This is a genomic window from Vicinamibacteria bacterium (assembly GCA_035620555.1).
Lineage (GTDB): Bacteria > Acidobacteriota > Vicinamibacteria > Marinacidobacterales > SMYC01 > DASPGQ01.
In genome coordinates this window covers 1-4682 of record DASPGQ010000105.1, presented here as the reverse complement: position 1 = coordinate 4682, position 4682 = coordinate 1, and the positions used below count along the sequence as shown (strand labels likewise).

4 protein-coding genes and 1 tRNA gene are annotated in these 4682 nt (G+C 61.1%); 4 read left to right on the top strand and 1 reads right to left on the bottom strand.

Annotated elements, in window-relative coordinates:
- Positions 1-69: 69 nt before the first annotated feature.
- The gene (locus tag VEK15_04360; GenBank protein HXV59904.1) at positions 70-1371 is read right to left on the bottom strand and encodes a nucleotide sugar dehydrogenase; all 1302 of its coding nucleotides are present in this window, start codon (positions 1369-1371) and stop codon (positions 70-72) included.
- 178 nt (positions 1372-1549) lie between these two features.
- On the opposite strand from VEK15_04360, the gene VEK15_04355 reads away from it, so the two are divergent.
- The 4 genes from VEK15_04355 to ald all read left to right on the top strand — a co-directional run bounded on the left by VEK15_04355 (position 1550) and on the right by ald (position 4508).
- The gene (locus VEK15_04355) at positions 1550-2620 is read left to right on the top strand and encodes an NDP-sugar synthase (protein ID HXV59903.1); all 1071 of its coding nucleotides are present in this window, start codon (positions 1550-1552) and stop codon (positions 2618-2620) included.
- A 77-nt stretch (positions 2621-2697) separates the two neighbouring features.
- Positions 2698-2773, top strand: a tRNA-Gly gene (locus VEK15_04350).
- A 63-nt stretch (positions 2774-2836) separates the two neighbouring features.
- A complete protein-coding gene (locus VEK15_04345; protein HXV59902.1) occupies positions 2837-3352 on the top strand; it encodes a polymer-forming cytoskeletal protein in 516 nt (171 codons plus the stop codon).
- Between the two features lie 43 nt (positions 3353-3395).
- Positions 3396-4508 (top strand): alanine dehydrogenase, encoded by a 1113-nt coding sequence (ald, locus tag VEK15_04340; protein ID HXV59901.1) that lies wholly within the window; start codon positions 3396-3398, stop codon positions 4506-4508.
- Positions 4509-4682 lie beyond the last annotated feature (174 nt).

The following is a 4682-nucleotide window of genomic DNA, read 5'->3' as shown; positions in this document are numbered from 1 at the left end:
ATCCGGCTCAGTGTCAGGCCATTGGGCAAGTTGGGGAGTGTCATGCCGTCCGAGAAAAGGGGTTAGACATCAGAGCTTCTTGACGTTGGGAGCCTCCAGCCGTTTCGTGGCATTTCGCGTGTCGATCAAGAGTGATGACGCGCGGACGATGAGCTCGACGTCGAGGCAACTATGGTTGGTGACGATGACCACGCAATCGCTTTCGGCCAGTGCTTCGGCGAGGGGTCGTGAAGACAACCTCGTGCCGTCGAGAACCAATCGCGGCACATAGGGATCGTGATAGCTCACCTCGGCACCCTTTTGCTCGAGCAGACGAAGGAGGTCGAGTGCGGGCGACTCCCGGACGTCATCCACGTCAGGCTTGTAAGAGACACCCACCAGGAGAACGCGCGCGCCTTTGACGCTCTGGCGTCGATCGTTCAACGCGTCCTGGATCCGACTGACCACATGAAAGGGCATCTCCGAGTTGACTTCCCCCGCAAGCTCGATGAAACGCGCCCGATAGTTGAGCGTCTTGAGCTTCCAGGACAGATAGTAGGGGTCGACGGGGATGCAATGTCCCCCTAGGCCCGGACCCGGGTAAAAAGGCATGAAGCCGAACGGTTTGGAGGCGGCCGCGTCGATCACCTCCCAGACGTCTACCCCGAGGCGGTTGCACATCAGCGCCACTTCGTTCACCAGGCCAATGTTTACGCTGCGAAAAGTATTCTCCAGAAGCTTCACCATCTCCGCCGCCCGAGTCGAGCTCACCGCGATTACTTCGTCGACCGCCCGCGCGTAGAGACTCGTCGAAACGCTGAGACAGGCGGACGTCATGCCCCCGATGATCTTTGGCGTGTTCCGAGTGTGCCAAACCGCGTTGCCCGGGTCCACCCGCTCCGGAGAAAAGGCCAGGAAAAAGTCCTCTCCGACCGTGAGCCCCCCCGCCGCCAGCATGGGAAGGATGATCTCCTCGGTGGTACCGGGGTAGGTCGTGCTCTCGAGCACCACGAGCTGATCGCGACGCAGCCGATCGGAAATCTGCCGCGTCGCCTCGACAACGAAAGACAGATCGGGGTCCTTCGTCTTCGAAAGCGGCGTGGGCACACAAATAATGACCGCGTCCGGCTCGGCGAGGCGATCGAAATCCATCGTAGCGTCCAGTCGCTTGTTCTCGACGGCTTCCTGAAGGCGCTCGCCGTCTACGTCGGGAACGTAGGACCGGCCGGATCGGATGGAACAGACCTTGTTCTCGTCGACGTCGAAACCCAGGACCGACAGCCCCGCCGACGCGAACTCCACTGCGAGAGGCAGGCCGACGTAGCCGAGTCCGATGGTCCCGATCTCGACGGTTCCGTCGTCGATCTTCTTCTTCAGATCGTCGACACTCATTCGAATTCCTAAGTATCTTCGGTCCGGGATCGAAAGTCCACTATTCGGCTAACGGCACAGGCTTCCGAATCCGCTTCCCGGCCGGGTTGAAGCGTCTTGGCGGCAGAAGAGCTTTTTTGCGATTGGGGAGTTCACCGCGACTCGTCCCTCGGTATACTGGACGTCACGCAGGGTATTCATGAACGCAGTCATTCTCGCCGGTGGCAAAGGTACCAGGCTCAGGCCTCTTACGCTCAACACGCCGAAACCTATCGTACCGATACTCAATCGACCGTTCCTGGCGCTGCAGATCGACCTTCTTCGACGGACGGGAATCGAGAACATCGTGCTATCGCTCTCGTATCAACCCCGGAGAATCGAAGAGCTCTTCGGCGACGGCAGCGACCACGGGGTGCGAATCCATTACACGATGGAACCGGAGCCCCTTGGGACAGCGGGGGCGGTCAAGAACGCCGAGAACTTCATACGGGAGAGAACCATCGTATTCAATGGCGACGTGTTGAGCGACCTCGACCTCGAGTCGGTACTTCGCTTTCATGAAGACAAGAAAGCGAAGGCGACCATCGTGCTCACGCCGGTGGAGAATCCTTCGGCCTATGGCCTCGTAGAATGCGTCGAAGATGGACGCGTCAGTCAGTTCTTGGAGAAACCGAGCGACGACGAGATCACCTGCGACACCATCAACGCCGGGGTTTACGTCATCGAGCCCGAGCTGTTCGATACCATTCCGCCTGGCGTAAACTACTCTTTCGAAAGGAGTTTCTTTCCAAACCTCCTTCGGGGCGACGTACCTTTTTATGCCTACGTACACCGCGGTTACTGGATCGACATCGGCACCCCGGAGAAATACCTCCAGGTCCACAGGGACATCCTCTCGGGCGTACTCGCCATCGAGGGATTCAACCCCAATGCCGGGGGCACTTATGTCGACCCCCAAGCAACTTTGGAGGGCGGCTCACGGCTCACGGGCCCGGCCTACGTCGGACCGGGAAGTGTCGTGAAAGCGCACGCGGCACTCGAGCCCTTCGTCGTGCTGGGGTCCAACTGTCGCATCGAGGAAGGGGCGAGCGTGAGCCACTCGGTGCTCTGGTCGAACGTGAGAGTTGGCGAGCACGCGCGCGTCCGGGGCGCACTCATCGGCCGAAGCGCTCACATCGGACACCACGCGGTTGTCGACCACGGGGTCGTGCTCGGAGACAAGTCGGTCCTCACTGACTTCAGTCGACTGGCGCCGCTCGAGGGCTCGTGAGACCATCGCACGCCGCGGGGAGCTGCCTGGATGCCAAGAACGCGGATGAGATATACTGCTGCCCCGGATGCCGACGAGCGGGCGTAGCTCAGTTGGTAGAGTACAAGCTTCCCAAGCTTGGTGTCGCGGGTTCGAGTCCCGTCGCCCGCTCCACATGCCATACTGTATCGTCTGAGGTAACGGGGACGCCGACCGCGTCCGGATAAGGAGGGCTTCGTGGGACTTTTCGGTGGGAAACCCGACACCCAAGGGGGCGCGGCCGCGCCGCCCGAGCCTCGTCAGAGACCAACGCCCGCCCCTTCGCAACCAACGGAGGCGCCGACCGTCATCGGCTCGGGCACAACGATAAAAGGCGAGCTTCGAAGCCGCACGGACATGCTGATCGAAGGGCGAGTGGAAGGCAAGGTCCATAGCGACAAACGCGTGATCATCGGCCAAGGTGGCGATGTCCAGGCGAGTGTCCACGCCGAGATCGTCATCGTTCGCGGCAAGATCCACGGCGATTGTGAGGCTTCGGGGAAGGTGGAGATCACCGCTACCGGGCGGGTATTTGGAAACATCTCCGCTCGCGTCATCGCCGTAGCCGAGGGAGCCACTTTTCGCGGCTCCAGCAAGATGGCGCAGTCAGACTCATCGGCAGACCCGAAGTCCAAACCGACGGATCCAGCGGGTCGGCCAGGGCCGGCGCCTCGCGTAGGTCCGAGCACCTCTTCGCCGGCCGGTCCAAACTGACAACCGACCATCGAGAGTTTCCTGTGCAAGCGAGGCCGCCCTTATGAAAATCGGCACCGTAAAGGAGCTCAAGGACAACGAATTCCGCGTCGGGCTCGTTCCCGGCGGGGTGCGGGCCTTGACGGAGAGCGGCCACGACGTGATCGTCGAACAGGGCGCGGGCCTCGGAAGCGGAATCACGGACGACGAGTACCTTTCCGCCGGAGCGAAGATCGTTCCTAGCGCGCAAGACGTATTCGCCGCGGCGGAAATGGTCGTAAAGGTCAAGGAACCGCTCGAGCAGGAAGTGACATTCCTTCGCGCCGGTCAGATTCTCTTCACCTACCTTCATCTTGCCCCCATGAGCGCGCTCACGGAGTCTCTCCTCGAGCGCGGCGTCACCGGGATTGCCTACGAGACGATTACTGCCGAGGATGGTTCATTGCCATTGCTGACTCCGATGAGCGAGGTAGCCGGCCGAATGGCGATTCAGGAAGGAGCACACTATCTCGAGAAGGCCGAGGGGGGCCTGGGGATGCTGGTGGGCGGGGTGCCCGGCGTGCCTCGAGGCGAGGTGATCATCATCGGCGGCGGGGTCGTTGGATTGAACGCGGCCAAGATGGCTGTCGGCCTCGGAGGAAACGTCACGATTCTCGACAAGAGCCTGTCGCGGATGCAGTACCTCGACGACATCTTTGGTGGTCGGGTCACGACGCTGATGTCCAACCCCATCACCATCGAGGAAAGCGTGCGTCGGGCCGATCTCGTGGTGGGCGCGGTGCTTATCCCCGGAGCTTCGGCACCCAAACTCGTGACGCGGGCGATGATTCGAGAAATGAAAAACGGAGCGGTCATCGTCGACGTGGCGGTTGATCAGGGCGGGTGCTTCGAAACGACCCGACCGACCACCCACAGCAATCCGACCTATTTCGTGGATGGAGTCGTTCACTATTGCGTGGCAAACATGCCCGGAGCCGTTCCGAGAACCTCCACTTTTGCGCTAACCAACGTGACCCTTCCCTACGCACTCCAGATTGCCAACCGGGGTTTCATCGAGGCGGTTCGCTCCGACACATCCCTGTACGCGGGCGTCAACACCTACGATGGACAGGTCACATGCGCAGCGGTGGCCCTCTCGCAACGCCGCGCGCACACGCCGCTCGAAAAGCTACTCTAACGTGCAGTGGCGTCTCCTCGTCGACGAGCCTGCGGATGGCGTGCGCAACATGTCCATCGACGAGACGCTGTTCCTCTCGTCATCGAGGATGGGTGCGATCCCCACCGTTCGCCTGTATCAGTTCCGACGTCCGACCGTCACCATCGGCCGCAATCAAACGGCTCGTGATGCCGT

What these genes read in the sequence shown, in the direction of transcription:
- ald (HXV59901.1), top strand. Translation starts at nt 3,396, where the DNA reads ATGAAAATCGGCACCGTAAAGGAGCTCAAGGACAACGAATTCCGCGTC.
- VEK15_04355 (HXV59903.1), top strand. Translation starts at nt 1,550, where the DNA reads ATGAACGCAGTCATTCTCGCCGGTGGCAAAGGTACCAGGCTCAGGCCT.
- VEK15_04360 (HXV59904.1), bottom strand. Translation starts at nt 1,371, where the DNA reads ATGAGTGTCGACGATCTGAAGAAGAAGATCGACGACGGAACCGTCGAG.